This is a genomic window from Simplicispira sedimenti (genome assembly GCF_022760965.1).
In the GTDB taxonomy this organism is placed as follows: Bacteria; Pseudomonadota; Gammaproteobacteria; order Burkholderiales; family Burkholderiaceae_C; genus Simplicispira; species Simplicispira sedimenti.
Window position 1 is genome coordinate 85,028 of sequence record NZ_JAKVIJ010000007.1, and the last position, 22,883, is coordinate 107,910.

Annotated in this window: 22 protein-coding genes; 9 read left to right on the forward strand and 13 right to left on the reverse strand. The window is 67.4% G+C overall.

Going from position 1 to position 22,883, the window contains the following annotated elements:
• Window positions 1–48: 48 nt before the first annotated feature.
• From MJ602_RS09425 to MJ602_RS09435, 3 genes are read right to left on the reverse strand one after another with little or no spacing between them, the layout of a single operon-like run.
• Window positions 49–1,272 (reverse strand): FtsX-like permease family protein, encoded by a 1,224-nt coding sequence (locus MJ602_RS09425; RefSeq protein WP_243020587.1) that lies wholly within the window; start codon window positions 1,270–1,272, stop codon window positions 49–51.
• On the reverse strand, window positions 1,269–1,964 hold the full coding sequence (locus MJ602_RS09430; protein WP_162016723.1) for an ABC transporter ATP-binding protein: 696 nt from the start codon (window positions 1,962–1,964) through the stop codon (window positions 1,269–1,271). The genes MJ602_RS09425 and MJ602_RS09430 overlap by 4 nt, the downstream gene beginning before the upstream one ends.
• Complete coding sequence (locus MJ602_RS09435) at window positions 1,961–2,512, reverse strand: hypothetical protein (protein ID WP_243020589.1); 552 nt, start codon at window positions 2,510–2,512, stop codon at window positions 1,961–1,963. Before MJ602_RS09435 ends, MJ602_RS09430 begins: the two co-directional genes overlap by 4 nt.
• Before the next feature lie 260 nt (window positions 2,513–2,772).
• Between MJ602_RS09435 and MJ602_RS09440 the strand changes: the two genes are divergently transcribed.
• The gene (locus MJ602_RS09440; RefSeq protein WP_243020591.1) at window positions 2,773–4,296 is read left to right on the forward strand and encodes a wax ester/triacylglycerol synthase family O-acyltransferase; all 1,524 of its coding nucleotides are present in this window, start codon (window positions 2,773–2,775) and stop codon (window positions 4,294–4,296) included.
• Window positions 4,297–4,332: 36 nt separating this feature from the next.
• Entirely contained in the window at window positions 4,333–5,172 is an 840-nt protein-coding gene (locus MJ602_RS09445; RefSeq protein WP_243020593.1) for an alpha/beta fold hydrolase, read from the forward strand.
• A gap of 30 nt (window positions 5,173–5,202) precedes the next feature.
• On the opposite strand, the gene MJ602_RS09450 is transcribed toward MJ602_RS09445, so the two are convergent.
• On the reverse strand, window positions 5,203–6,540 hold the full coding sequence (locus MJ602_RS09450) for a branched-chain amino acid ABC transporter substrate-binding protein (RefSeq protein WP_243020595.1): 1,338 nt from the start codon (window positions 6,538–6,540) through the stop codon (window positions 5,203–5,205).
• 90 nt (window positions 6,541–6,630) lie between these two features.
• Between MJ602_RS09450 and MJ602_RS09455 the strand changes: the two genes are divergently transcribed.
• On the forward strand, window positions 6,631–7,005 hold the full coding sequence (locus MJ602_RS09455) for an Hsp20/alpha crystallin family protein (RefSeq protein ID WP_243020596.1): 375 nt from the start codon (window positions 6,631–6,633) through the stop codon (window positions 7,003–7,005).
• A gap of 76 nt (window positions 7,006–7,081) precedes the next feature.
• Here the strand turns inward: MJ602_RS09455 and MJ602_RS09460 are convergent, their stop codons facing one another.
• The 8 genes from MJ602_RS09460 to MJ602_RS09495 form a co-directional block, all read right to left on the reverse strand.
• Entirely contained in the window at window positions 7,082–8,284 is a 1,203-nt protein-coding gene (locus MJ602_RS09460) for an ABC transporter permease (protein WP_162016729.1), read from the reverse strand.
• The gene (locus MJ602_RS09465) at window positions 8,284–9,060 is read right to left on the reverse strand and encodes an ABC transporter ATP-binding protein (protein ID WP_243020597.1); all 777 of its coding nucleotides are present in this window, start codon (window positions 9,058–9,060) and stop codon (window positions 8,284–8,286) included. Before MJ602_RS09465 ends, MJ602_RS09460 begins: the two co-directional genes overlap by 1 nt.
• The gene (locus MJ602_RS09470) at window positions 9,057–10,409 is read right to left on the reverse strand and encodes an efflux RND transporter periplasmic adaptor subunit (protein ID WP_243020598.1); all 1,353 of its coding nucleotides are present in this window, start codon (window positions 10,407–10,409) and stop codon (window positions 9,057–9,059) included. Before MJ602_RS09470 ends, MJ602_RS09465 begins: the two co-directional genes overlap by 4 nt.
• Before the next feature lie 43 nt (window positions 10,410–10,452).
• Window positions 10,453–11,862, reverse strand: coding sequence for an efflux transporter outer membrane subunit (locus MJ602_RS09475; RefSeq protein WP_243020600.1), 1,410 nt, complete (start codon window positions 11,860–11,862; stop codon window positions 10,453–10,455).
• A 106-nt stretch (window positions 11,863–11,968) separates the two neighbouring features.
• Window positions 11,969–12,631 carry a glutathione S-transferase family protein gene (locus tag MJ602_RS09480; RefSeq protein WP_243020602.1) on the reverse strand — a complete coding sequence of 221 codons (663 nt, stop codon included), beginning with the start codon at window positions 12,629–12,631 and terminating at the stop codon, window positions 11,969–11,971.
• 34 nt (window positions 12,632–12,665) lie between these two features.
• The gene (locus MJ602_RS09485) at window positions 12,666–12,878 is read right to left on the reverse strand and encodes a DUF2788 domain-containing protein (RefSeq protein WP_162016733.1); all 213 of its coding nucleotides are present in this window, start codon (window positions 12,876–12,878) and stop codon (window positions 12,666–12,668) included.
• Entirely contained in the window at window positions 12,875–13,738 is an 864-nt protein-coding gene (locus tag MJ602_RS09490) for a DUF2189 domain-containing protein (RefSeq protein WP_243020603.1), read from the reverse strand. Before MJ602_RS09490 ends, MJ602_RS09485 begins: the two co-directional genes overlap by 4 nt.
• Window positions 13,739–13,762: 24 nt before the next feature.
• Window positions 13,763–14,473, reverse strand: coding sequence for an HAD family hydrolase (locus tag MJ602_RS09495; RefSeq protein ID WP_243020604.1), 711 nt, complete (start codon window positions 14,471–14,473; stop codon window positions 13,763–13,765).
• A 141-nt stretch (window positions 14,474–14,614) separates the two neighbouring features.
• Here MJ602_RS09495 and MJ602_RS09500 point away from each other — a divergent pair, with 141 nt between their 5' ends.
• The 6 genes from MJ602_RS09500 (at window position 14,615) to hemH (ending at window position 20,706) form a co-directional block, all read left to right on the forward strand.
• Window positions 14,615–15,010, forward strand: coding sequence for a hypothetical protein (locus tag MJ602_RS09500; RefSeq protein ID WP_243020606.1), 396 nt, complete (start codon window positions 14,615–14,617; stop codon window positions 15,008–15,010).
• 114 nt (window positions 15,011–15,124) lie between these two features.
• Window positions 15,125–17,377 carry a TonB-dependent receptor gene (locus tag MJ602_RS09505; RefSeq protein ID WP_243020607.1) on the forward strand — a complete coding sequence of 751 codons (2,253 nt, stop codon included), beginning with the start codon at window positions 15,125–15,127 and terminating at the stop codon, window positions 17,375–17,377.
• A gap of 171 nt (window positions 17,378–17,548) precedes the next feature.
• Window positions 17,549–17,737, forward strand: coding sequence for a rubredoxin (locus MJ602_RS09510; protein ID WP_243020609.1), 189 nt, complete (start codon window positions 17,549–17,551; stop codon window positions 17,735–17,737).
• 32 nt (window positions 17,738–17,769) lie between these two features.
• Entirely contained in the window at window positions 17,770–18,327 is a 558-nt protein-coding gene (locus tag MJ602_RS09515; protein ID WP_162016738.1) for a hypothetical protein, read from the forward strand.
• Between the two features lie 138 nt (window positions 18,328–18,465).
• Window positions 18,466–19,575, forward strand: a complete 1,110-nt coding sequence (locus tag MJ602_RS09520) for a GGDEF domain-containing protein (protein WP_243020611.1) — start codon at window positions 18,466–18,468, stop codon at window positions 19,573–19,575.
• A 42-nt stretch (window positions 19,576–19,617) separates the two neighbouring features.
• Complete coding sequence (gene hemH, locus MJ602_RS09525; RefSeq protein WP_243020612.1) at window positions 19,618–20,706, forward strand: ferrochelatase; 1,089 nt, start codon at window positions 19,618–19,620, stop codon at window positions 20,704–20,706.
• 81 nt (window positions 20,707–20,787) lie between these two features.
• Here hemH and MJ602_RS09530 read toward each other — a convergent pair whose 3' ends face one another.
• Window positions 20,788–22,785, reverse strand: coding sequence for a transglutaminase family protein (locus MJ602_RS09530; protein WP_243020613.1), 1,998 nt, complete (start codon window positions 22,783–22,785; stop codon window positions 20,788–20,790).
• Between the last annotated feature and the right edge of the window lie 98 nt (window positions 22,786–22,883).

The window sequence follows — 22,883 nt, forward strand, 5'->3', positions numbered from 1 at the left end:
AGCGATTGGAGAGAGGGGGGAAGGTGCGCAGCACCTCAGGGGGGTGTTTCATGTATGCGCCAAGGCATCCACCACCGGCATGTGCACGGTCTTGCGTGCCACCCACAGCGAAGCCAGCAGGGTCAGCACCACCATGGCCCCCATGGTCAGCAGGTACAGCGTGGGGTGGATGCTGATGTTCAGCGGGTAGCCCACGCTGCGCCCCGGCGGCGGCGGCATGTCCACAGGAAACACATACAGCAGCAACGACACCGCCAGCGCCAGCAACGCACCGGCCAGCGCGCCCGCACCGCCCAGCAGCATGCCCTCCAGCCCCAGGCTGCGCAGCAGTTGTGCGGGCAGCGTGCCCAGGGCACGCAGGGTGCCGATTTCGCGCGTGCGCTCGATCACGGCCATGGCCATGGCGTTGGTGACGACAAAGACCACGATCACCACAATGACCACACCCAGCGCCCCGAAGATGCGGTTGTACAGATCGCGCACCGAGCGGTAGAAAAACGCCTGCTGCTCCCAGGTCTGCACCTGCAAGGGTGCAAACTGCTGCGCCAGGCGCTCGCGGGCGGCGGCGATGGATTCCATGCGGTCCAGAAACACGCCCAGGCTGGACACCCGCTGCGTGGCCAGCAGTTGCTGCGCCACCGGCACGCTGGTGTACACGGCGCGTTTGTCCACATCAGGCACGCCGGTGCTGAAGGTGCCTGCCACCACCACGTCCATGGCGTTCATGGCGCCCTCGGTGGTGCTGGCCAGCAGCGTGAGGCTGCTGCCCGGCGTGGCCTTGAGGCTGCGTGCCAGGTCTGCGCCCAGCAACACCTGCGGCTGCGCAGCATCGCCTTCCAGCAAGGTGCCGCTTTGCACGGTGAGGAATGGCCCCTTCACCGCGAATTCGGCGTCGGGCTCCACGCCCTGGGCCATCATCACGGCGGTCTTGTCACCGTTGCTGATCAGGCCGCTGAACACCACGCGCGGCAGCACGGCCCGCACGGCCGGGTTGGCCAGCAACACGCTGCGCAGCGCGGCCACATCGTCCAGGCCGTGCTGCAGGGGCATGTCTTCATCGGCGCTGAAGTGCGCTGGCGTGCCCAGCACCAGGTGGCCCGTATCGCGCGCCGCGGCCTGGGCCAGGCTCTCGTAGGTGAACAGCGCAAAGCCACCCGCCAGCAGGATGGCCGCCGTACCCAGCATGGCGATGGATGCCGTCACCAGCGAGCGGCGCCGGTTGCGCAGGCAGTTGTGCCAGGCAAATTTCAGCCACATCCACAAGCCGTTCATTGGATCCTCCCGTCCAGCAAGGCCACCACCCGGTCGCAGCGGCGCGTCAGGCGCTCGTCGTGCGTGGCAATCACAAAGGCTGCGCCCTCGGCCTGGCCGCGCTCGCGCATCAGGTCCAGCACCTGGTCGGCGGTGTGCGAATCAAGGCTGGCGGTGGGCTCGTCGGCAATCACCAGGCGCGGCCGCTTGATGAGCGCACGCGCAATCGCCACGCGCTGGCGCTGCCCGCCGCTGAGGGCATCGGGCCGGTGCCGGGCGTGGTCTTGCAGGCCCACGGCGGCCAGTTGGCGGGCCACGCGCTCGCGCCGCTCGGGCAAGGGCACGCCCGCCAGGAACAGCGGGTAGTCCACGTTCTCGGCCACGGTCATCACCGGTACGAGGTTGAAGCTCTGGAACACAAAGCCCAGCGCATCGCGTCGCAACAGGGTGCGCGCCACCTCATCCAGGCCTTGCACGGGCGTGCCCGAGAGCGCGATGTCGCCCTCGTCTGGTGTGTCGATGAGGCCGCAGAGGTTGAGGATGGTGCTCTTGCCGCTGCCCGAAGGCCCGGTCAACGCGAGCAGCTCGCCGCGACGCACCTCCAGGTCCACGCCCTGCAGCGCGGGGATCACATGCGCGCCCAGGCGGTAGGTCTTGCGCACGCCGCGCAGGCGCACCACCGGCGCAGTGGCATCTGCCGGGGCGTGCGTCATTGCGCGCCCTCCAGCCCGGCCTTGCGAACGGCCTTGTCCACTGCCTCGCGGAACGGCGCCGGGGCCGACGCCAGCAAGGGGCTGCTGCGCACCTCGGTCAGCAGCTTCAGGCCTCGGTCATGCCGGTTCATCATGCGCGGCAGGGCCAAGAAGGTGTTGGCCGCCACCAGCTTCACGTCCAGCACGGCAGGCACCTGGTTCTGGCCCACGGCCTCGTGCGCCGGGGCCAACAGGGCCAGGGCCTTGTCCAGTTGCGCCAAGCCGTCTTCGGCATAGGCCATCTTGCGCCAGGGGAGCATGGTGGTTCGCGCCCGCATGGCCATGGCAGCGCCGCTGTAGGCCTGCAGCACAGGGTTGGCGGGCTCGGCCTTGAGCAAGGCAGCAAAGGCGTCCGCAGCCTGCGCAATCGCCGACTCCTCGCCCTGCGAAGCGCGCATGAACACCTGGAACGCAGGCTCGAACTGGGCATCGGGCACCGCCTGGGCGGGCAGCGGCGCAGCCGCGATCAGGGCCGCACAGGCCACGGACATCAGCAAGGGGTAGGGCATGTCGCCATCTCCTGGGCAGGGTTGAACATGCCGGCAGTGTCTAGACGGCGATCACCTTGCGCAGCAGGGATGCGACGAAACACCGACCGGATGGCGCCAAATACCGAACAGGCTCCGCCAACGCCTGTGGGCTGGGGAGCCGCGTCTGTTGGCGTATCCTGATGTGCGGGTTCACTGGCGCCCCAACGCAATGCGCTCGCCCGCCATGGGCGCCTTGCAGCCAGCCTGACATTCCGCGCCCCGCCCACAGGAGACCCTGCATGCCACTGAAGCAGCTTTCAGGACTGGACGCCAGCTTTCTCTACCTGGAGACCCCCGAAATGCCCATGCACGTGGGCGCGATGTACCTGCTGGAACTGCCCTCGGGCTACCGTGGGCGGTATGTGAACGATCTGCGGCGCCACTACGCAGCGCGCATGCCCGCGACACCGGCCCTGCGCAGGCGCTTGTGGTGGATGCCGCTGAACCTGGCCAATCCGGCATGGGTCGATGCCGAGCCCGATCTGGCCTACCACGTGGTGGAGCACAAGCTGCCCCGCCGCACGCGCAAGGAGGGCGCTGTGCCCAACGCACGCACGCTGCTGGAGGACATGATTTCCACCCTGCATCCGCAGCTGCTGGACCGCAGCAGACCTTTGTGGCGCATCCATGTCATCGACGGTCTGCCACGCAGCGCGAGCGGCCACAAGCAGGTGGGCGTGTACTCGCAGGTGCACCATGCCGCCGTGGACGGCCAGGCCGCCGTGGCACTGGCCAACGTGCTGTTCGATCTGGGCCCCGAGCCGCGCGAGATCGAACTGCGCCCGCCCACGCGCCGCAAGACCTTTCAGATCGGCATGGTGGAGATGCTGCGCGGCGCACTGAGCAACGAGGCCGGCCAGGTGGTGCGCATGGCACGCGAGCTGCCTGCCACGCTGGGCACGGTGGCCCGCACCGCCAGGGGCGCATTCAGCCTGAAGACCTTGCTCGGCAAAGGCACCGGCAATGTGACGCTCGCGCCTGCCACCCCCATGAACGTGACGGTCGGCAGCACCCGGGCCTTTGCTTCGGCCAGCGTGCCGCTACAGGAGCTCAAGGCGCTGGCCAAGGCCCATGCGGCCACGCTCAACGACATGGTGCTGATGCTGTGTGCCGGCGCACTGCGCAGCTATCTGCAGCAACGCACGCAGCTGCCACGCAAGAGCCTGGTGGCGGCGGTGCCGATCTCATTGCGCCAGACCGGAGATGTCCGGTCGGACAACCAGGCCTCCATGAGCCTGATCAGCCTGGGCACCCACCTGGCCGACCCGGCCAAGCGCCTGGCCCATATCCTCGCCGCCAGCAGCGCCATGAAAACGACCATGGGGCCAATGAAAAGCATTCTGCCCACCGACTTCCCATCCATCGGCATCCCCTGGCTGATGGAAGCCGCCGCCTCGCTCTACGGCAAGGCACGGATGGCCGAACGCTTGCCGCAGGTCGCCAATGTGGTGATCTCCAACGTGCCCGGCCCGCAGGTGCCGATCTACCTGGCCGGTGCCCGCGTACGGGCCAACTGCCCTACCAGCATCGTGGTGCACGGCCTGGCACTGAACATCACGGTGCAGAGCTTCGATGCCCACATGGACTTCGGTTTGATGGCCGACGCCGCCGCCCTGCCCGATGTCAGAGCGCTGGCAGCGGCACTGGACGGGGCCTGGGATGAACTCCGGGCGCTCCCCGTGCCCGCCACGCTCCCCAAGGTGTCGCGCACGCGACTGCCCTCTAGGGTTAGCGCGCCCGCCCCACGCCAGCGCGCTCGCTAGCATGGGCACATGGCTCTCACCCTTTGCGCACGCACCATGCCCCGCCCCTCCCGCAAAACCACACCCAAGCCAGAGCCCACCGGCGGCGATGACACCGGCCTGCACCTGACACCGCCCGGACTGGGCCTGGTCTTGCTGGAGGCCCGTGCGCCCTGGGAGGCCATGGCGATGGCAGCCGTCTTCCCCTGGCTCTCCCGCATGCCTTCGGGCGATGGCCATGCGGTGCTGGTCTTTCCTGGCCTGGGCGCATCGGACATCAGCACGCTGGCGTTGCGCCGCTTTCTGAAGCAGCATGGCTACCAGGCCCATGGCTGGAAGCAGGGCCTGAACCTGGGCCCCCGCGACGGTGTGCTCGACACCTGCCGCGAACGGGTGCACCAGTTGCACCAGCAACACGGCGGAAAGATCAGCCTGATCGGATGGAGCCTGGGCGGCGTCTATGCGCGCGAAATGGCCAAGGAAATGCCCGACCTGGTGCGCTGCGTCATCACCCTGGGCACACCGTTCACGGGTCACCCCAAGGCCACCAATGCCTGGCGCTTCTACAACCTGGTCAGCGGCCAGCAAAGCCATGACGAAGACCTGCTGGCAGAGGTGCGCAAGCCGCCTCCGGTGCCCACCACATCCATCTACAGCAAGACCGACGGCATCGTCGCCTGGCAGTGCAGCATCAACCCCACCAGGCATGCGCACACCGAGAACATCGAGGTGCACGCCAGCCACATCGGCATGGGCATGAACCCGCTGGCCATGTACGCCATTGCCGACCGGCTGCGCCAGGACCCGGCGCACTGGAAGCGCTTTGACGTGCAGGGCGCGCGCCGCTGGTTCTTCAAGGTGGCGCACCAGCCCGAGATGGTCACGCAGTGGTATTGACCTCTGCGCGGATGTCGGCGCACTCCAGGATCAATACCGCTGCATCTGGCAACTGTGCGGCTGCTGTGCCTTGTCGGCCGGTAGATCGCGCACCACGCGGAAGCCGTAGCCCGAGCCCTCCACGTCGAACCTGACACCGGCCGCGCCCTGCTTGTCCATCACACCCACCACCAGCGGCTGCTGGAACTGGTGGTCGGCCGCGCGCATGCTGCCGCTGCGGCCGGCCAGTTGCACGCGCGCCTTTTCCATCTGGCGCGCCACGGCGGTGGCTTCCACACTGCCCGCACCTTCGATGGACTGGGCCAGCGTCTCCACCATGAGCTGCATGCGCATGTGCACGTAGTCGTCCTGCGGCTTGGGGAAGCGCTCGCGGAAGGCCTGGTAGAAGGCTTCGCTCTGCGCGCCCGGCACGTTGGGCAGCCAGTCGGCCACGGCCACCACCTTGCCGATCCCAGCGTCGCCAATGGCAGCGGGGGCCCCGAGGGCGTTGCCGTAGAAGGTGTAGAAGCTGCCGGTGTAGCCCACCTCGCGCGCCGCCTTGACCAGCAGTGTCAGGTCATTGCCCCAGTTGCCGGTGATGACCGCCTGCGCACCGCTGGCCTTGATCTTGACAGCGTAGGGCGCAAAGTCCTTCACGCGGCCCACGGGGTGCAGTTCGTCACCCACGATGGCCACGTCGGGCCGCTGCACGGCGAGCTGTTTTTTCGCCTCGCGCAACACGGCCTGGCCAAAGCTGTAGTCCTGGCCGATGAGGTACACGCTCTTGACCGCTCCATCGGACTTGAGCACGTCCATGAGGGCCGCCATGCGCATGTCGGCATGGGCATCGAAGCGGAAGTGCCAGAAGCTGCATTTCTCGTTGGTGAGGATGGGGTCCACCGCCGAGTAGTTGAGGAACAGCACGCGCTTGTCGGGCTCACGCTCGTTGTGCTTGTTGATGGCGTCGATCAGCACCGCCGCCGTGGCCGAGGAATTGCCCTGCATGACGATGCGGGCCCCCTGGTCAATGGCCGATCGCAGTGCAGAGAGCGCCTCCTCGTTCTGGCCCTTGCTGTCAAAGCGCTGTACCTGCAAGGGGCGCATGCCGCCCTGGGCGGCAGGCAGCAGCACGCCACCGCGTGCATTCACGCGTTCCACCGCCCAAAAGATGTTGCGAAACACGGCCTCGCCGGTGTTGGCAAACGGCCCCGAAAGGCTTTCGATCAGCGCCAGCTTGACCGGCACTGCCGCGGCCGCAGCAGGCGCAGGAGCCGCCGTTTGCGCATGGCTGACCGGCAAGGCCAGCACCGCCAGAGCGATGGCCGCACAGGCTGCGCGCCCTGGGGTGAGAAGCGCCGATTTCAACCCGGCAAAGCTCAAAGTATTCATGCTTGGTCTTTCTTGAAATCCACAGGCAGATGCCTATCTGCAGGGGCATGCGGTTCACCCCTGGCCGCGCAGTGTATAGGAGTTACCCTGATGTTCTTCACCCCCGTCACCCGCCGCGCCGCTTGTGCGCCCCACCGCTCTGACGCCGCATGGCAGCACTTGGTGCGCAGCAGCCTGCAGGCCGCTGCAGCTCCTGCACCGGGCGTGAAAATCACCCAGGACGACAAGGCCACCACCCTGCAGATCGATGTGCCAGGCCTGGCGCGCGAGCAGTTGCAGATCAGCATCGAGGGCACACGCGTGCAGGTGCGCAGCAGCGAAGACGCACCGCGCCAGGTGCACCGCGCCTGGGAACTCAGCCAGCCCATCCATACTGCCGCCAGCACCGCCAAGCTGGAGCACGGCGTACTCACACTGACGCTGGCCCACGCACAACCGCAAGCCGTGGAACTGACGGTGCATTGACCGCACCAGTAAAGCTATTATTTTTATAGCTACTAACGCCCGCAGATAAAGCGCTGCGGGCATTTTTTATGGTTAATCACTCGTGCCGCAAGGCTTCGATCGGGTCCATGCGCGCGGCGCGCCGCGCCGGAAAGTAGCCGAACAGCACCCCGATGCCTGCCGAGAACAGAAACGACAGCAGGTTCACCCCTGGGCTGAAGACATACGGCACCTGCATGGCCTGTGCCAGCACCAACGAGGCACCGGTGGCCAGCACGATGCCGATGAGGCCGCCGAGTGCCGCCAGCACCACGGCCTCGATCAGGAACTGGAGCAACACCTCGCGCTCCAGCGCACCAATGGCCAGGCGCAGGCCGATTTCACGGGTGCGCTCGGTCACGCTCACCAGCATGATGTTCATGATGCCGATGCCGCCCACCAGCAGGCTCACGGCGGCCACCGCGCCCAGCAGCGTGGTCATCACCTTGGTCGTGCCCGAGAGCGTGTCGGCCAGTTGCTTGGTGTCAAGGATGTTGAAGTTGTCCTCGTCGGCTTCGGCCAGCTTGCGCCGTTCGCGCAACAACTGGCGCAGGCTTGCCTTCACGCGCTCGGGGTCACTGCCTTCCTGCATGGACACCAGCAGCGTCTGCACCCGGGTGCTGCCGGTCACACGGCGCTGCAGCGTGGCCAGGGGCAGCAGCACCACATCGTCCTGGTCGTTGCCGAAGGCGCCCTGCCCTTTGGAGCCCAGCACGCCAACAATTTCGCATGAAAACGCCTTGACGCGCAGTTGCTGACCCACCGGATCCTGGCCGCCAAACAGCTCGCGCTGCAGCGTGGAACCCACCAGGCACACGGCGGAGCCTGCACGCACTTCCTCGGGGCTGAAGGCCCGGCCCGAGCGCACCTGCCAGTTGCCGGTCTCCAGCCAGGCGTTGGTGCTGCCGATGATGCTGGTCGTCCAGTTGCGCCCGCCCGCCACGACCGTGCTGCCGGTGCGGCCCTCGGGCGCAACGGCCTGGATGCCGCCGATCTGCTGCGCGATCGCATCAGCGTCCACGTCCTTGAAGGCCGGAGCACCGCCGCTGCCTGGCCCCATGCGTTGCCCGGGGCGCACCTGCAGCAGGTTGGTGCCCAGGCTGGATATCTGGTTCTGCACCGCCAGGGTGGCCCCATTGCCCAGGGTGACCATGGTGATGACGGCACTGACCCCGATCACGATGCCCAGGATGGTGAGGAACGAGCGCAGCAGGTTGCGCCGGATCGAGCGCAGCGACAACCACAGGGTGTTGAGCCACATCAGGCAGACTCCTGCGCGGTCAGGCCCTCGGGGGCGCCCGCGCGTTCGGGGTTCAGGCGGTCGCTTTCGACCACGCCATCCACGAAACGCACCACGCGCCGCGCGTAGGCTGCCATGTCGGGCTCGTGCGTCACCATGATGACGGTGATGCCACGCTCCCGGTTCAGGCGCGCAATCAGCTCCATGATCTCCACGCTGCGCTGGGTGTCCAGGTTGCCCGTGGGCTCGTCGGCCAGCAGCACGGCGGGGTTGGTGACAATGGCGCGCGCAATGGCCACGCGCTGCTGCTGCCCGCCCGAGAGTTCGGCCGGGGTGTGGTGTTCCCAGCCCTTGAGGCCCACCGCGTCCAGCGCCTGCGCTGCCGCCTGGCGCCGCACAGCGGCGCTTTCGCCCCGGTACAGCAGGGGCAGTTCCACGTTCTCTTGCGCCGTGGTGCGCGCCAGCAGATTGAAACCCTGGAACACAAAGCCAAAGAAGCGCCGCCGCAGCCGCGCGCGCTCATCGCGCGTCAGCGACTCCACATGCACGCCCTGGAACAGGTAGTCGCCCGTGGTCGGACGGTCCAGGCAACCCAGCGTGTTCATGGCCGTGGACTTGCCCGAGCCGCTGGGCCCCATGATGGCCACGAAGTCGCCGCGTGCAATGTCCAGGTCCACCCCCTTGAGCGCCGCAAACGCCAGTGCGCCTTCGCCATAGACCTTGGTCACGCCGCGCAGCCGGATCAGCGGCATGCCGTCCTCGGCAAGGTTCCGTGTGCTGGGGGCGGCTGCGCTCATGGACGCGCCCCGCTGCTGCGCTGGTCGGTGATGACGGCCATGCCCGGTTGGAGCTGCTCGCTGCTGACCTCGGTCATGCGGCCATCGCTGATGCCCACCTGCACCGCCATGGGCTGGGGCTTGCCGTCCTGCAGCACCCACACCTGCCTGCGCGCCCCCTGGCCCGGCCCCTTGCCGTTGCCCGAGCCGCCGCGCGAAAACGACCTGGGCGCGCGCGGCATGATCTGCGCCACGATGCCCCCACCGCCCTGGGCGGAGGCCCCGGCTTCGGGCGCCGCAGCCGCGCTGACCGGCGTGAACCGCAGGGCCGTGTTGGGCACCAGCAGCACGTCGGTACGTTCGGTGGCGGTGATGGTGGCGGCCGCTGTCATGCCGGGACGCAGGCTCAGGTCGGCGTTGTCCACCTGCATCCAGGTGGTGTAGGTCACCACGTTGTCGGTCTTGGTGGAACCAAAGGCCACGCGGGTGATGCGCGCCGGGTAGCGGCGTGATGGGTAGGCGCTCACGGTGAAGCTGGCCTTCTGGCCCACACGCACGGCGCCCACGTCGGCTTCGTCCACGTTCACCTGCAGCTGCAACTGACCCAGGTCTTCGGCCACGGTGAACAGCGTGACCGCCTGCAGCGACGCCGCCACGGCATTGCCCGGCTCCACGCTGCGCGTGAGCACCACGCCGTCAATGGGTGAACGGATGGAGGCCTTGGAGAGGTTGGTTTCATCGTTGGCGAGCGCTGCGCGGGCGTCTTCCACACTGGCACGGGCGCTGGCCTCATCGGCCTGGGCACGCTCGAGCGCGGCGCGGCCCGCATCCAACTCGGCCGCCGAAGGCACCTTGCCACCCGACAGGCGGGCCACTTCCTCCAGCCGCCCCAGGCTGGCCCGTGCCTCGCGCTGCGTGGCCTGGGCCTGCGCCAGCCGCGCCTGCGCCGACGCCAGCGATGCGCGCGAACGCAGCACCTGCGCCGAGAGCTTGGCGGTGTCCAGCTCCACCAGCACCTGGCCCTTCTTGATGCGGTCGTTCACATCTACCAGCACCTGGCGCACGGTACCCGACAGCTCGCTGCCAATAGTGACCGAGCGCGTGGGCTGCAGCGTCCCCGTGGCCGAGACGGTGAGCGTGATGGCCCCGCGCCGCGCCTCCTCGGTCACGTACTGCGGCGCCTGGGTGTCGCGCCGTTGCTGCATCCAGGCCCACCCCGCAGCACCCATGGCGAGCAAGACCAGCAACCCCACCCACACGGAAGGTCGGAGCCACCAGCGGCGCGGGTGCTCGGCACCCAGCAGGGATTGCACATCGCGCACGGCAGCCGGGCTGGCAGCGGTGGCGGAATCGGACGAAGAAGTGGTCATGGGTACAGCAATGGATCGTCAAAAGGGCAGGCATGGCACGGCGTCATTGCCAGCCACCCCCCAGGGCCTTGAAAAGCCGCACATGGTTGGAGCCCAGATTGGCCTGGGACGTGGCCAGGGCATCCTGCGTGGCCAATTGGGTGCGCTGGGTTTCCAGCACCGAGGCAAAGTCGATCAGTCCGCTCGCGTAGCGCTGCTGGGCCAGCAAGGCCGCGTTGCCCGCAGCCTGCGCGGCCTGCTGGAGGTGGGCCAGGCGCGCGGCCTCGCCCTGGAGTGCCACCAGGGCGTCTTCCACTTCTTTCAGGGCCGTGAGCACCGCCAGCTGATAGGCCTGGCGCGCCTGCTCCAGTGCCGCCTGCTGCACCTGCACCTGGGCCTGGGTGGCGCCGCCGTCGAACAGTGGCACGGCCACGCTGCCCAGCAGCGAGTGCACCAGCGAAGCACTGTCGCCCAGCGCACCGAGCGTGAGCGCGCGCAGGCCCAGGCTGCCCGACAGGCGCAGGCTGGGGTAGCGCGCCGCATCGGCCTGCGATACGCGCGCCAGCGCAGCCTGCACGCGCTCCTGTGCCACCCGCACGTCCGGGCGCTGGCGCAGGGTGTCGGCGGGGATGTCCAACGCCAGGGCCTGCGACGGCTGCGGCACCGCCTGCGGTGCTGCCAGTGCAGCATCGAGCGCTGCAGGCGCCTGACCGGTGAGTACCGCCAGCGCGTGGCGCGCCTGCGCCAGGCTGGCCTGCAACTGCGGCAACTGCGCCGCCGTCTGCTCGGCCGCCGCGCGGGCCTGCTCAGCCACCAACGAGGTGGCCAGACCGGCCTGCACGCGCCAGTCGGTGATCTGCAAGGTCTGCTGCTGGGTTTCCAAATTGCGCTGGGCGATCGCCAGGCGTTGCTGCAGGCTGCGCAGGGAGATGTATTGCAGGGCGACCTCGGCCGACAACGACACGTGCACCTGCTCCAGGCTCGCCTGGGCGGCGCGGGCATCGGCCTCGCTGGCCTGCACGCCGGCGTCCAGGCGTCCGAACAGGTCGGGCTCCCAGCCCGCATCCAGCCCCACCTGGAAGCTGTTGCCCGTCTGCCCCCCCGATCGGCTGCGCTGGGCCGAGCCCGACAGCGAGACATCGGGCAGCATCCCCGCTGCCTGCACGCGTGCCTGGGCCCGCGCCTGGCGCAAGGCCGCCTGGGCGGAAAGGGCACTGGGGTGTGCCTGCAAGGCCTGCGCCACCAGGGCGCTGAGTTGCGGATCGCCAAAGCGCTCCCACCAACGCGCCAGATCGTCGGCCTGAGGCAATACGGCTACGCCCGCAGGCAAGGGCGCATTCCATGCCACCGGCAGTGCAGCCCCTGGGGACTCGGACGCCACGGGGGCCCGATGGGCACACCCTTGCAACAGCAGCGCCAAGCCCAGAGTCCCTGCCACGGGGCGCCAATCCAACCAACGCAAACCGATAGTCATGCCCCGATTGTGCCCAGCAGCACAGACAGCCCCGCAAACCCCATGTGAAGTTCCGGTAAAGAGCCATGCGAGCCGATAGCTCGCACGTCTTCCACGGTGCAAAAAATCAGTGCTGCTGTCGTGCCAAGGCGCGCATGGCCTGCTGCGCGGGACGATCCAGGCAGCGCGCCAACCAGGCGTGGGTGGCAGGGTGGGCCTCCAACAAGGCGCGTGCGGGCTTGACCCAGCCCATCACGCTGGCCACGCACAGGTCGGCCACGGTAAAGCGCTCTGCGGCCAGATGGTCCTGACCGCGCTCCGCCTGGCGCTGCAGATGCTGCTCCAGCACGCGCAACGGCACCTTCAGGCGCTTTTCGGCGGCGTCGGCCAGATCGGGCTTGCGCTGCTCTGGCGGCATGGCCAGGCGGTGCATGAGCACGGTGAGCGCATCGGCCTCCAGCTCGTTCACGGTCCAGAAGCTCCAACGCAGGGCCTCGGCATCCTCGTGCGGATCGGCCGGGGCCAGGTCGCTGCCATCCCCCTTGCCATGGTGGCGCGCCAGGTACAGCGTGCAGGCCATGCTTTCCCACAGCACGACCTCGCCCTCAGGGCGGCGATCCACGAGCACCGGGATGTGGCCATTGGGGTTGAGCGCCAGAAACTCGGGCGTGCGCGTGCCACCGTTCTGGTACGGGGTGGGCACATGCTCGAACGCCAACCCCAGTTCGGTGGCCGCCCACAGCGGTCGCACCGCGCGCGATGCCGCAATGCCGTAAATGGTGAGACCCATGTTGTCTTGCCTCCAAAAGCAGCAGCGGACGCGGTCAGCGCTCCAGCCACCACTGAATGATGAACTTTGCCAAAAAGCCCAGGAAGCCCACGCCCAGGCCCAAAAAGATCACAAAGGTACCGAACTTTCCGGCCTTGGATTCCCAGGCGAGCTGTCCGATGATGAACACCATGAAGAGGATGAACGCACCCACGCCCCAGGTGAGGAAAAACGCCGAAATCTCGGCCTCGGTATATCCAAAAATCACGATCCGATCGCCTTGTCTTGTTCATGCCCCATGCCAGGCTCTTCCGAGCGGGGCTGTCGCTCGGGCAAACCGCTGGAGTCCACCAGGTCGCGATAGGCATGCCAGCTCGCATGGCCCAGCCAGGGCATGACCAGCGCCAGGCCCAGCATGAAAGTGGCCATACCCACCAGCACCAGGGCCAGAATGAGAAAGGACCACATCGCCATGGTCACAGGGTTGGCCAACACGGCCTGCCAACTGGTGAGCACGGCACGCCACAGGCCAATGCGCCGGTCCAGCAGCAGCGCAATGGACACCACGCTGGACGCAAAGATCGGGGCGGCCAACACGCTCCCCAACACCAACCAGAGCTCGAACAGGTTGTTGTCCTTGGCAAGTACCACCAGCAGCAAAAAGTCGTGGGGAGTGCGTACCGGCGCTGGCGCCAGCAAGGTGATCATGGCAGCGGAGGTCAGCACCCAACCGGTGCCGGCCAGTGCCAACAACAGGCCCAGGCGCACCAGGCACCAGTAGTCGTGGTCCCAACGGCTGCGGTAGTGGCTCTGCCAGAACAACCACGTTCGCAAGACCACCGCAATGCGGGCGGGCTCCCCCCGTTCGAGGGACCGGCTGAGCACATAGAACCCCGTCGCCAGCACGGGTGCCATGACCAGAAAGCCCGACAACGCGCCCACCAGCAAGCCAAACTTGTCGCGCCCCAGCACCCACAGCAAGAGACTGAACACCGCCACGGCGGCGCCCTGCACCAGGCTGGCGCCTCCGGCTTGCCATAAATCACGCCATCCCCGTGCCAACCAGGACAAGGGGCTCGTGAAGGGGACGGAGCGCACCGGGGGCAGGGCTGCGGAGTCTGGGCTCATAGGGTGTTCCGGGTGAAATGGAAATCAAGGTGTCAACAACTCGGGCAATGCGTGCAGGCTTGCCACGGTCGCATGCGGCTGCGCAGAACCGAGGGGCCAATCGCTTCCCGCCCGGTTGAGCCACACCGCCTGCATACCGGCCTGCATGGCCCCCTGGGTATCGAGATGCGCATCGTCGCCGATGTGCAGCACCTGGTCCGGTCCCACGCCTGCGGCCATCGCGGCCTGGTGAAAGATGCGTGCATCCGGCTTGGGCACACCCGCCTCGCGCGCGCTGACGGTGGCATGAAAGTAGTGCCCCAGACCCATCTGGTGCACATCGGCATTGCCGTTGGACAGGGCCACCACGGGCCAGCGGCGACTCAGGTACTGCAAGGCTGGCAGTGCGTCATCGAACAGATCCACGCGCTGGCGTTCGGCCAAAAAGACCTCGAAGGCAGGCTCGGCCAGTTGGGGCGGGTCGCCCGCCTGCTGCAGCGCCATACGGATGGACTCGCGGCGCAAGGCGCCCAGGTCGCAGCTGAGTTCGGGCCGCAGTTGCTGCACCCGGTCGCACAGCGCCCTCAGCGCGGCGGTCGATGCGTGCAGGGTGCGGGTCGCAGGCGCATGCTCCGCAAGCCAGTCCAGCAGCACGGCCTCGGCACGCGCAATGGTGGGCCAGATCGGCCACAGCGTGTCGTCCAGGTCGAGTGTGATGGCTCGGATGCGGGAAATATCAAGGGCAGATGCGGTCACTGCAGCTTCGAGGCGCCATGGCCCCAGATCAAGTGGAGCCAGAGAATACCGCAGCACGCAAGCCCTTGTGGTGCGTGTGACCTCGCGTCCACTTGACGCACGACAAGGCGCACCGCGCCGGGCTGCTTCACAATTTGCAACGTGGCTTCCCCTTCCGCACTTCCTACGCACCGCATCCGTCTGGGCTTGGCCCTGGCGGTGTTGGCGTTTTGGGCACAGTTCTGGATGGGACAGATCAGCACCACCCACCTGGGGCAGATGCTGACCCAGACCGTGGTCAGCGCTGACATTTGCCAGGCGCAGGGCAACCCCACTGCGGAACCCGGCGCAGCCAGCGACCACAGCGCGGTCGATGCAGCGATGAACTGCCCCGTCTGCACCCTCGCAGCGACCAGCACGCTTGCACACACCGGCAACACTCACAGCTCCACGCAGGCCCTCCCACCTGCCACCCTTTTCAGTTACCTGCCCGCGCCCGTGTTGGCGCTGCGGCACGCGAGCCTCTACCCACCAGCCCAGGCACCACCACAGGCCTGACGGGTATTTTTCTCTCTTGGTACTGGCCCGCAGCCTCTCCGGCTGCGGGTCGCCACAACGTTTGCCGGGCCTTGCGTCCGTCGGCAAACACGCTATCCCACACCTCCACGCACCATGAAACCTGTTCTTCGTACAGGCGCTGGCGAACGCCATCGCTTTGCCCTGTTGCCGCTGTGCGCCCTGCTCGCCAGCCTGCCGTTTGCCACCCTGGCCCAAGAGGCCGCCCTGCAACCCGTCACTGTCAAGGCATCCAAGGCGGCGGTACAGCCCGCTGCCGTCAGCGAAGTGCCTGCCGACCAGATCGAAGCCAACCGCACCCGCACCAGCGACACTGCCCATCTGCTCAGCGGCCTGCCCGGCGTGAGCCTGTACGGCGCAGGCGGCGTTTCCAGCCTGCCCAGCGTGCATGGCCTGGCCGATGACCGGCTGCGCATCCAGGTTGATGGCATGGACCTGATTTCTGCCTGCGGCAACCACATGAACCCGCCGCTGTCCTATATCGACCCCTCGCGCGTCGGCAAGGTGCGCCTGTTTGCGGGCGTCACCCCCGTGAGCGTGGGCGGCGACAGCATTGGCGCCACCATCCAGGTGGAATCGGCGCCCCCCGAATTTGCCGCCGCTGGCCAGGGCAAGCTGCTCAAGGGCCAAGCGGGCACCCACTACCGCAGCAACGGCGACGGCGTGGGTCTGAACCTGTCTGCCACCTACGCCACCGAACAGATGAGCCTGCGTTACGACGGCTCTACCGCCAAGGCCGATGACTACAAGGCCGGCGACGTCTTCAAGCCCGCGGGCGCTGCCGCCACCGACAAGCCCACCCGCTGGCTGCCGGGCGACGTAGTGGGCTCTTCGAGCTACAAGACCACCAACCACGCCCTCGCCTACGCGCTGCGCAACGAAAACCACCTGGTCGAAATGCGCCTGGGCCTGCAGGACATCCCGTACCAGAACTACCCCAACCAGCGCATGGACATGACGGGCAACGACAGCCACCAGTTCAACCTGCGCTACCAGGGCAACTACGCCTGGGGCCAGTTGCAGGCCCGCGCGTACCACGAGAAGACCCGCCACAGCATGAACTACGGCGAGGACAAGCAATACTGGTACGGCCCCGCAGGCAACGTGCCCGGCATGCCCATGGACACCGAGGGCAAGACCACCGGCCTGCGCGTTCAGGCCGAGCTGCCCCTGTCGGCACGCGACACGCTGCGCGTGGGCAGCGAGCTGCAGAACTACCGCCTGGACGACTGGTGGCTGCCCTCGGGCGGCGGCATGGCACCCAACACCTTCTGGAACATCCGCGACGGCCAGCGCGACCGCTTTGACGTGTATGGCGAATGGGAAGCCCGCTGGAACCCGCAATGGCTCTCGCAGATCGGCCTGCGCAGCAGCCATGTGCGCACCAACAGCGGCGCCGTGCAGGGCTACAACAACAGCTACGACATGGACGCCAACGCCTTCAACGCCAAGGACCGCAAGCGCAGCGACAGCAACATCGACCTGACCGCGCTGGCACGCTACACGCCCAATGCCAACGCCAGCTACGAGTTCGGCTTTGCGCACAAGACGCGCTCGCCCAACCTGTACGAGCGTTACACCTGGGCCACCGGCGGCATGGCCATGCGCATGATCAACCTGGTGGGCGACGGCAACGGCTACGTGGGCAACCCGGACCTCAAGCCCGAGACCGCCAACACCCTGAGCGCCACGGCCGACTGGCACGACGCCACGGGCGAGCGCTGGGGTGTCAAGTTCACGCCCTACCTCACCTACGTGAACAACTACATCGACGCCAAGCGCTGCGGCGGCGGTGGCGGCATGTCGGCCTGCACCAACGCCAACCTCACGGCCAGCAACGCCTTTGTCTATCTGCGCTACCTGAACCAGGACGCACGCCTGCATGGCTTTGACCTGTCGGGCTTTACCGACCTGGGCAAGCACGGCCAGTGGGGCCAGTTCACGCTGAGCGGCGTGCTGAGCTATGTGAACGGCAAGAACCGCACCACGGGCGACCACCTCTACAACATCATGCCGCTGAACGCGCGCGTGGCCCTGACCCAGCGCCTGGGCGCCTGGACGACCAGCGCCGAGCTGCAGGTGGTGGACGGCAAGACGCGCGTGAACGCCGAGCGCAACGAGCTGACCACCGCTGGCTACGGCCTGGTGAACCTGCGCGCCAGCTACGAATGGAAGCAAGTGCGCCTGGACTTCGGCATCGACAACCTGTTCGACCGCTTCTACAACCACCCCCAAGGTGGCGCCTATGTGGGCCAGGGTCGCACCATGGCTGGCACCGCCGTGCCCTGGGGCGTGCGCGTACCGGGCATGGGCCGTTCGTTCAACGTGGGGGTGACCGTCAAGTTCTGACGCTCCCCAGGGCCAAGGCGGCGGGGCCCCATGCAACCGCCGCCAAGTTACTCCATATTTGATAGCACCTCGCGCTTTATCCATAAGCGCCAGGTGCTTTTTTAATATGAAAAATCTGGCCTCAGGCGCATCGCGGCACAATGCACACTAACACCTTCACCCTTGCCACCCATGCAGTCCCACGAAGCCCCTCCCTTCCAGATGTACATGTGCGCCGTCTGCGGCTGGGTCTATGACGAAGCGCAGGGCCGCCCGCAGGACGGATTGGCACCCGGCACCCGCTGGGCCGACGTGCCCGAGGACTGGTCCTGTCCGGAGTGCGGCGTGAAGAAGGCCGACTTCGACCTGGTGGCTTTCTGAGAACGTGTTCATGATCTGAAGGAACCCACGCCATGGAATTCCGCCTGATCTACGAAGGCCCCTTGCACGGCCAGGGCGCCAAGTCTGGCCACAAGTGGGAAATCCGCCGCGCCCTGCACCCGCAGCTGCAGCGCCTGTGGCGCGAGCGCCCACTCAAGGACGCCGCGTCCAGCCTGCTGGCCCACCCGGCGCTGCCAGACAAGCCCTCGGTCATCGTCGAAAAGGGCGGCCTGCTGTTCGCGCCGCTCGTCACGCAGCGGCTGGACTTGTACGCCGAGCTGTCGGTGCTGCTGTTCCGCCAGCAGCCACGCGGCACCTTGATCACCGACGGCGGCGACATCGACAACCGGCTCAAGACCCTGCTCGACGGTCTGCGCGTGCCCCACGGCTCCATGGAGGGCCGCACCGAACTGCCACCCCAGCCCGACCCCACGCCTTTTTTCTGCCTGCTGGAAGACGATTCGCTGGTCACCAAGGTGGCGGTGGAATCCGAACAACTGCTGCGCCCCGCCAAACCCGACGAGGTGGTGGCCATCATCAGCGTGCACGTCAAAAAGACCGTGCTTTCGCACCACAACATGACGCTTTGAAGGACATCAAGACCGCCGCCTCTCTTCTGTCGCGCAGTGCCTACAGTCGGTGGCACGAGAGCGCAATCTGGGCAGAGCACCACACCATGCGGCAACATCTGGCTACACAATGGAGACGCCCTGCCCCCGCTGTGTCCCATGACCGCCCTATTTGCCTGGAACGACGCGTTCGTCACGCACCTGCCATCGGTGGACGAACAGCATCGCAAGCTCGTCGATCTGATCAACGGGCTCAGCGAACTGTGCATGTCCGCCGAGGACATCCATCCCAGGGACTTTGAAGCTGCGCGCGATGCCCTCGCACGCTACGCCCAGGAGCATTTCAGCGACGAAGAATGGCACATGCAGCGCAGCGGCGTGGATCCCAGGCACCAGGAACAGCACTGCGCTGCACACCGCGGCTTCCTCAGGGAAGTGCAGATGCTGGGCAACGTCAACCACGGCATCAGCACCGAGCGCACACGCAATCTGCTGGACTACCTGGTGCACTGGCTGACCTACCACATCCTGGGCATAGACCAAAGCATGGCCCGGCAGGCCCTGGCCATCCGGGCGGGCAAAACACCCGCACAGGCCTACGAAGACGACACCCGCGAATCGCTGGCCGACCAGGAGCCGCTGATGAACGCGTTGCGCGGCCTGCTGCAGATGCTCTCGGTCAGCAACGCCGAGCTGCGCAAGTTCAACCACGATCTGGAGCAGCGCGTGGCCCAGCGCACGGCCGACCTTGAATACGCCAACCGGCAGTTGCAAATGCTCTCCAGCCAGGACGACCTCACCGGCTTGCCCAACCGCCGCTTTGCTGTGGCCGCGCTCAACGAGCTGTGGGCCGAGGCGCGGCGCGACGGCACGCCGATGTCCGTGCTGTTGCTGGACGCCGACCACTTCAAGCCCGTGAACGACCAGTTCGGCCACGCCGTGGGCGACGAACTGCTGCGCCACCTGGCCCAGCGACTGCGCAATGCCGTGCGCAGCAGCGACATCGTCTGCCGCATCGGTGGCGATGAGTTCCTCGTCATCTGCCCGCGCAGCAACCTGCACGGCGCAGTGCGGGCCGCGCAAAAAATCCTGGACAGCCAGGAGCCCTTTCTGACCGCCCAGGCCCAGCCCTGCTGGGACGGCTCCCTGAGCATCGGCATTGCCGAGGTGGACGCCGCCATGCTGCACACCGAAGACCTGCTCAAACGCGCCGACCGCGCACTCTACGAGGCCAAGCAAAAAGGCGGCTCTCGCGCAATGACAAGCTGAGGCCGTGCCGCCAGGGCCGCCGCCCTTGGGCGAGAATGCGGCATGCCTTTCCAGTCCGAACCCGCCTACACCCACGGCCAGGCCCAACGCACCGCCGTGCTGCTGTGCAACCTGGGCACGCCCGACGCCCCCACCCCCAGCGCACTGCGCCGGTACCTGGGCCAGTTCCTGGCCGACCCGCGCGTGGTCGAAATTCCGCGCCTGCTGTGGCTGCCCATCCTGCACGGCATCATCCTGCGCACCCGGCCCGCCAAATCCGCCGCCAAGTACGCCAGCATCTGGCGCCCCGAAGGCTCACCCCTGGCCTACTGGACGCAGCAGCAGGCCACGCTGCTGCGCGGCTGGCTCGGCGAGGCGGGCTGCAACGTGCTGGTGCGCCCCGCCATGCGCTACGGCAACCCGTCCATTGCCAGCCAGCTCGACGCGCTCAAGGCCGAGGGCGCCACGCGCATCCTCATCCTGCCGCTGTACCCGCAGTACTCGGGCACCACCACGGCCAGCGTGTTCGATGCGGTGTACGCCTGGGCGGGCCGTCAGCGCCATGTGCCCGAGCTGCGCTTCGTCAACCGCTACCACGACGACCCACTCTACATCGAAGCCCTGGCCCGCCGCATCGAAGCGCACTGGAAGGAGCACGGCCAGCCCGACCGACTGGTGATGAGCTTTCACGGCGTGCCCGAACGCACCCTGCACCTGGGCGACCCCTACCACTGCGAAGGCCACAAGACCGCCCGCCTGCTGGCCGAGCGCCTGGGTCTGCGCAAGGACCGCTGGCAGCTCACCTTCCAGTCGCGCTTTGGCAAGGCCAAGTGGCTGGAGCCCGCCACCGAGCCCACCCTGGTGGCGCTGGCCCAGAGCGGCACGCGCCGTGTGGACGTGGTGTGCCCCGGCTTCACCAGCGACTGCCTGGAAACACTGGAAGAAATCGCCCAGGAAGCGCGCGAGGCCTTCGTGCACGCGGGGGGCAAGGAGTTCCACTACATCCCCTGCCTGAACGACAGCCCTGCCTGGATCGGTGCCCTGAGCCAGATCGCGCAGCAGCACCTGGCAGGCTGGCCGGTGCAGCCCCCGGACCAGGCCACGCTGGAGCGCGCGCGCGACATCGCCCTGGCCGGTGGCGCACCGCGCTGACGCAGTGCCCCCTGCACGCCCGGGCCTAGATTGGCGCGGTTTGCACCGTGTTCGCACTGGTAAAAATAGTGTGAACAGGCCCTAGCGTCTTTTGGGTTTGCGTACCGCCTTTTTCTTGGGGCCGCTGTTCTTGCTGGTCGCTGCCGCCGTCGGCTTCTGCAGGCGGTAGAACACCTGGCCCTGCAGGCTGCGCGCCACAGGCTCCGCCTGCGCAATCCAATCCCGCATGTAGCCGGGCTCGCACAGGCCCTGGGGCGTGTGGTCGTGCAGGCTGCGCAACACCTGCACCCCCTGGGCCGTGCGCTGGTAGCTCCCGCGGTAGTCCAGCGTGGCATGGCGCGAGTCGAACGCCTCGGGCAGGCGCGTGAACTGCACGCCGGGCGCCAGGGTGATGTCGTAGCGCTCCTCGCTGTGGTAGCCGTAGCAGCGCACGCGGCGCTGGGGCGCGGTGAAGTCGCCCACCGCCAGGCGCACCACCGACAGGGGCAAATCCACCACCGGCGCCAGCACAAAGGCCCCTTGCGTGCCCGACTGCAGGAAGTTGTCGATGTCAAAGCGCAGCTCCACGGCGTAGCGGTCGGACAGCAGCAACGCGTCCGACAGGTCGCCCCGGTCCAGCTCCCCCTTGCCTTTGTAGCCCGAGCGCGCCAGCAGCCTGCGCACAAAATCGCGCTGTGCGTCGGCCTGCAGCTCGCGCATGTAGGCACGCATGCGCGCCGCCTGGGTGCCCTCGAACTCCACGCGCAGGTGCCCGCTGGCGCTGCCATCGGCGGCCACCCGCATCGTGGTGTGCACGCGCTGCACCGCCTGTGCGGCGGGGCCTGCGGGAATGCGGCGCAACGGGTCTTGCGAGCCCACGTGCACCACCGGCTTGGCATAGGCATTGGCAGGCAGGTGGCCGAACGGAATCTGCTTGGCCGTCGCATCGACATACATCTGCCAGTCGGGCAGGTAGTTGATCACATGGTTGGCGCTGGCCACCACCGGCAGGCCCGGCAGGTCGTAGGTATCGCCTGCGTTGACGAGCACCTGCTCACTGCGGATGCCCGCCGCCCCCAGCAGCGCCTGCAGCAAGGTGGCGTGGTCCTTGCAGTCGCCCATGCGGTTCTCGAGCACGGTGTCGGTGTCGCGCGGCACCACGGCCCCTACGCCAATGCAGTTGCCACCGTAGGTGATGTGGGTGGACACCCATTCGTACAACAGGCGGGCGCGTTCGCGCGGCTCCTGCACGGTGCCCACGATGCTTTGCGCCAGCGTGCGCAAGCGTTCGGTGGGTTCGGCCTTGGGCAACGCACGCTCGCCGTAGGCGCGGGCGATGGCGGCGTAGTCGGCAAAGGTGCTGGCCAACAGCACCGGGGTTTCTTCCAGGCGCCAGACGCCCTCATCGGCCTCGTTCCAGGTGCGTGGCTGGGGGTTGCGGTAGCGCCACTCGCGCACGCTGAGCTCGCCCTCCTCTGCGCTGGGCTGTTCGTCAAGACCATGGGCCTCGAAGCGCAAGGGCAGCCCCTTGGGCGCACGCACGGTGATGCGACTGTCGGCGTGCACCATGAACGGAGAGAAGCTGTGCGCCACCGAGAACGCGCCAGGGAAGATGGCCTCCTTGTCCTCGATGCGGTACTTGACGGCCACCGTGTCGCCCACGGCCAGCTCCGGAAACACCACCGTGATGCGCGTGCGGTCCGAGAAAAACGGCTTGCCGCCCTGGTGGCCATCGCTGGTCTGGGTCTGGAAGTTGTTGGCAGGCACATCGATGCGCCGCCCGTCCTGCTTGAGGGTGTAGGCCTCGAGCACCTGGCCTTGCTGGATACCGTTGCTGAACCCGATGCTGTAGGTCTTGAGGTCTTCCAGCGCCCCCGCCTGCAGCACCTGGTTGTGCAGTTCCTGCGTCATGGTGGCGCGCCCGTCCGGCCCCAGGTCGTAGCGCACATGCCAGCGTTGCAGCGCCGAAGGTGCCTGGGCACCGGCAGCCGGTGCGGCCGCCGGCGTCTGAGCCCCTGCGGGCAGCGTCACGGCAAGCGCCAGCCCCCAGGCCCATGCTGCGCGCGAAAAGGCCGGGGTGGGAGCAAACAAACCAAGCATTCAGGAGTCTCCGTTTCCAAGGGTGCAGCGGCCGTGCCGACGCGTGGCCGCCGATGGTAGTGGAGCTGCGGCACAATCCACGCGGCGCTGCAAACCGT

Coding starts and splice junctions, on each gene's coding strand:
- MJ602_RS09425 (WP_243020587.1), bottom strand. CDS start 1,272: ATGAACGGCTTGTGGATGTGGCTGAAATTTGCCTGGCACAACTGCCTG.
- MJ602_RS09430 (WP_162016723.1), bottom strand. CDS start 1,964: ATGACGCACGCCCCGGCAGATGCCACTGCGCCGGTGGTGCGCCTGCGC.
- MJ602_RS09435 (WP_243020589.1), bottom strand. CDS start 2,512: ATGCCCTACCCCTTGCTGATGTCCGTGGCCTGTGCGGCCCTGATCGCG.
- MJ602_RS09440 (WP_243020591.1), top strand. CDS start 2,773: ATGCCACTGAAGCAGCTTTCAGGACTGGACGCCAGCTTTCTCTACCTG.
- MJ602_RS09445 (WP_243020593.1), top strand. CDS start 4,333: ATGCCCCGCCCCTCCCGCAAAACCACACCCAAGCCAGAGCCCACCGGC.
- MJ602_RS09450 (WP_243020595.1), bottom strand. CDS start 6,540: ATGAATACTTTGAGCTTTGCCGGGTTGAAATCGGCGCTTCTCACCCCA.
- MJ602_RS09455 (WP_243020596.1), top strand. CDS start 6,631: ATGTTCTTCACCCCCGTCACCCGCCGCGCCGCTTGTGCGCCCCACCGC.
- MJ602_RS09460 (WP_162016729.1), bottom strand. CDS start 8,284: ATGTGGCTCAACACCCTGTGGTTGTCGCTGCGCTCGATCCGGCGCAAC.
- MJ602_RS09465 (WP_243020597.1), bottom strand. CDS start 9,060: ATGAGCGCAGCCGCCCCCAGCACACGGAACCTTGCCGAGGACGGCATG.
- MJ602_RS09470 (WP_243020598.1), bottom strand. CDS start 10,409: ATGACCACTTCTTCGTCCGATTCCGCCACCGCTGCCAGCCCGGCTGCC.
- MJ602_RS09475 (WP_243020600.1), bottom strand. CDS start 11,862: ATGACTATCGGTTTGCGTTGGTTGGATTGGCGCCCCGTGGCAGGGACT.
- MJ602_RS09480 (WP_243020602.1), bottom strand. CDS start 12,631: ATGGGTCTCACCATTTACGGCATTGCGGCATCGCGCGCGGTGCGACCG.
- MJ602_RS09490 (WP_243020603.1), bottom strand. CDS start 13,738: ATGAGCCCAGACTCCGCAGCCCTGCCCCCGGTGCGCTCCGTCCCCTTC.
- MJ602_RS09505 (WP_243020607.1), top strand. CDS start 15,125: ATGAAACCTGTTCTTCGTACAGGCGCTGGCGAACGCCATCGCTTTGCC.
- MJ602_RS09510 (WP_243020609.1), top strand. CDS start 17,549: ATGCAGTCCCACGAAGCCCCTCCCTTCCAGATGTACATGTGCGCCGTC.
- MJ602_RS09515 (WP_162016738.1), top strand. CDS start 17,770: ATGGAATTCCGCCTGATCTACGAAGGCCCCTTGCACGGCCAGGGCGCC.
- MJ602_RS09520 (WP_243020611.1), top strand. CDS start 18,466: ATGACCGCCCTATTTGCCTGGAACGACGCGTTCGTCACGCACCTGCCA.
- hemH (WP_243020612.1), top strand. CDS start 19,618: ATGCCTTTCCAGTCCGAACCCGCCTACACCCACGGCCAGGCCCAACGC.
- MJ602_RS09530 (WP_243020613.1), bottom strand. CDS start 22,785: ATGCTTGGTTTGTTTGCTCCCACCCCGGCCTTTTCGCGCGCAGCATGG.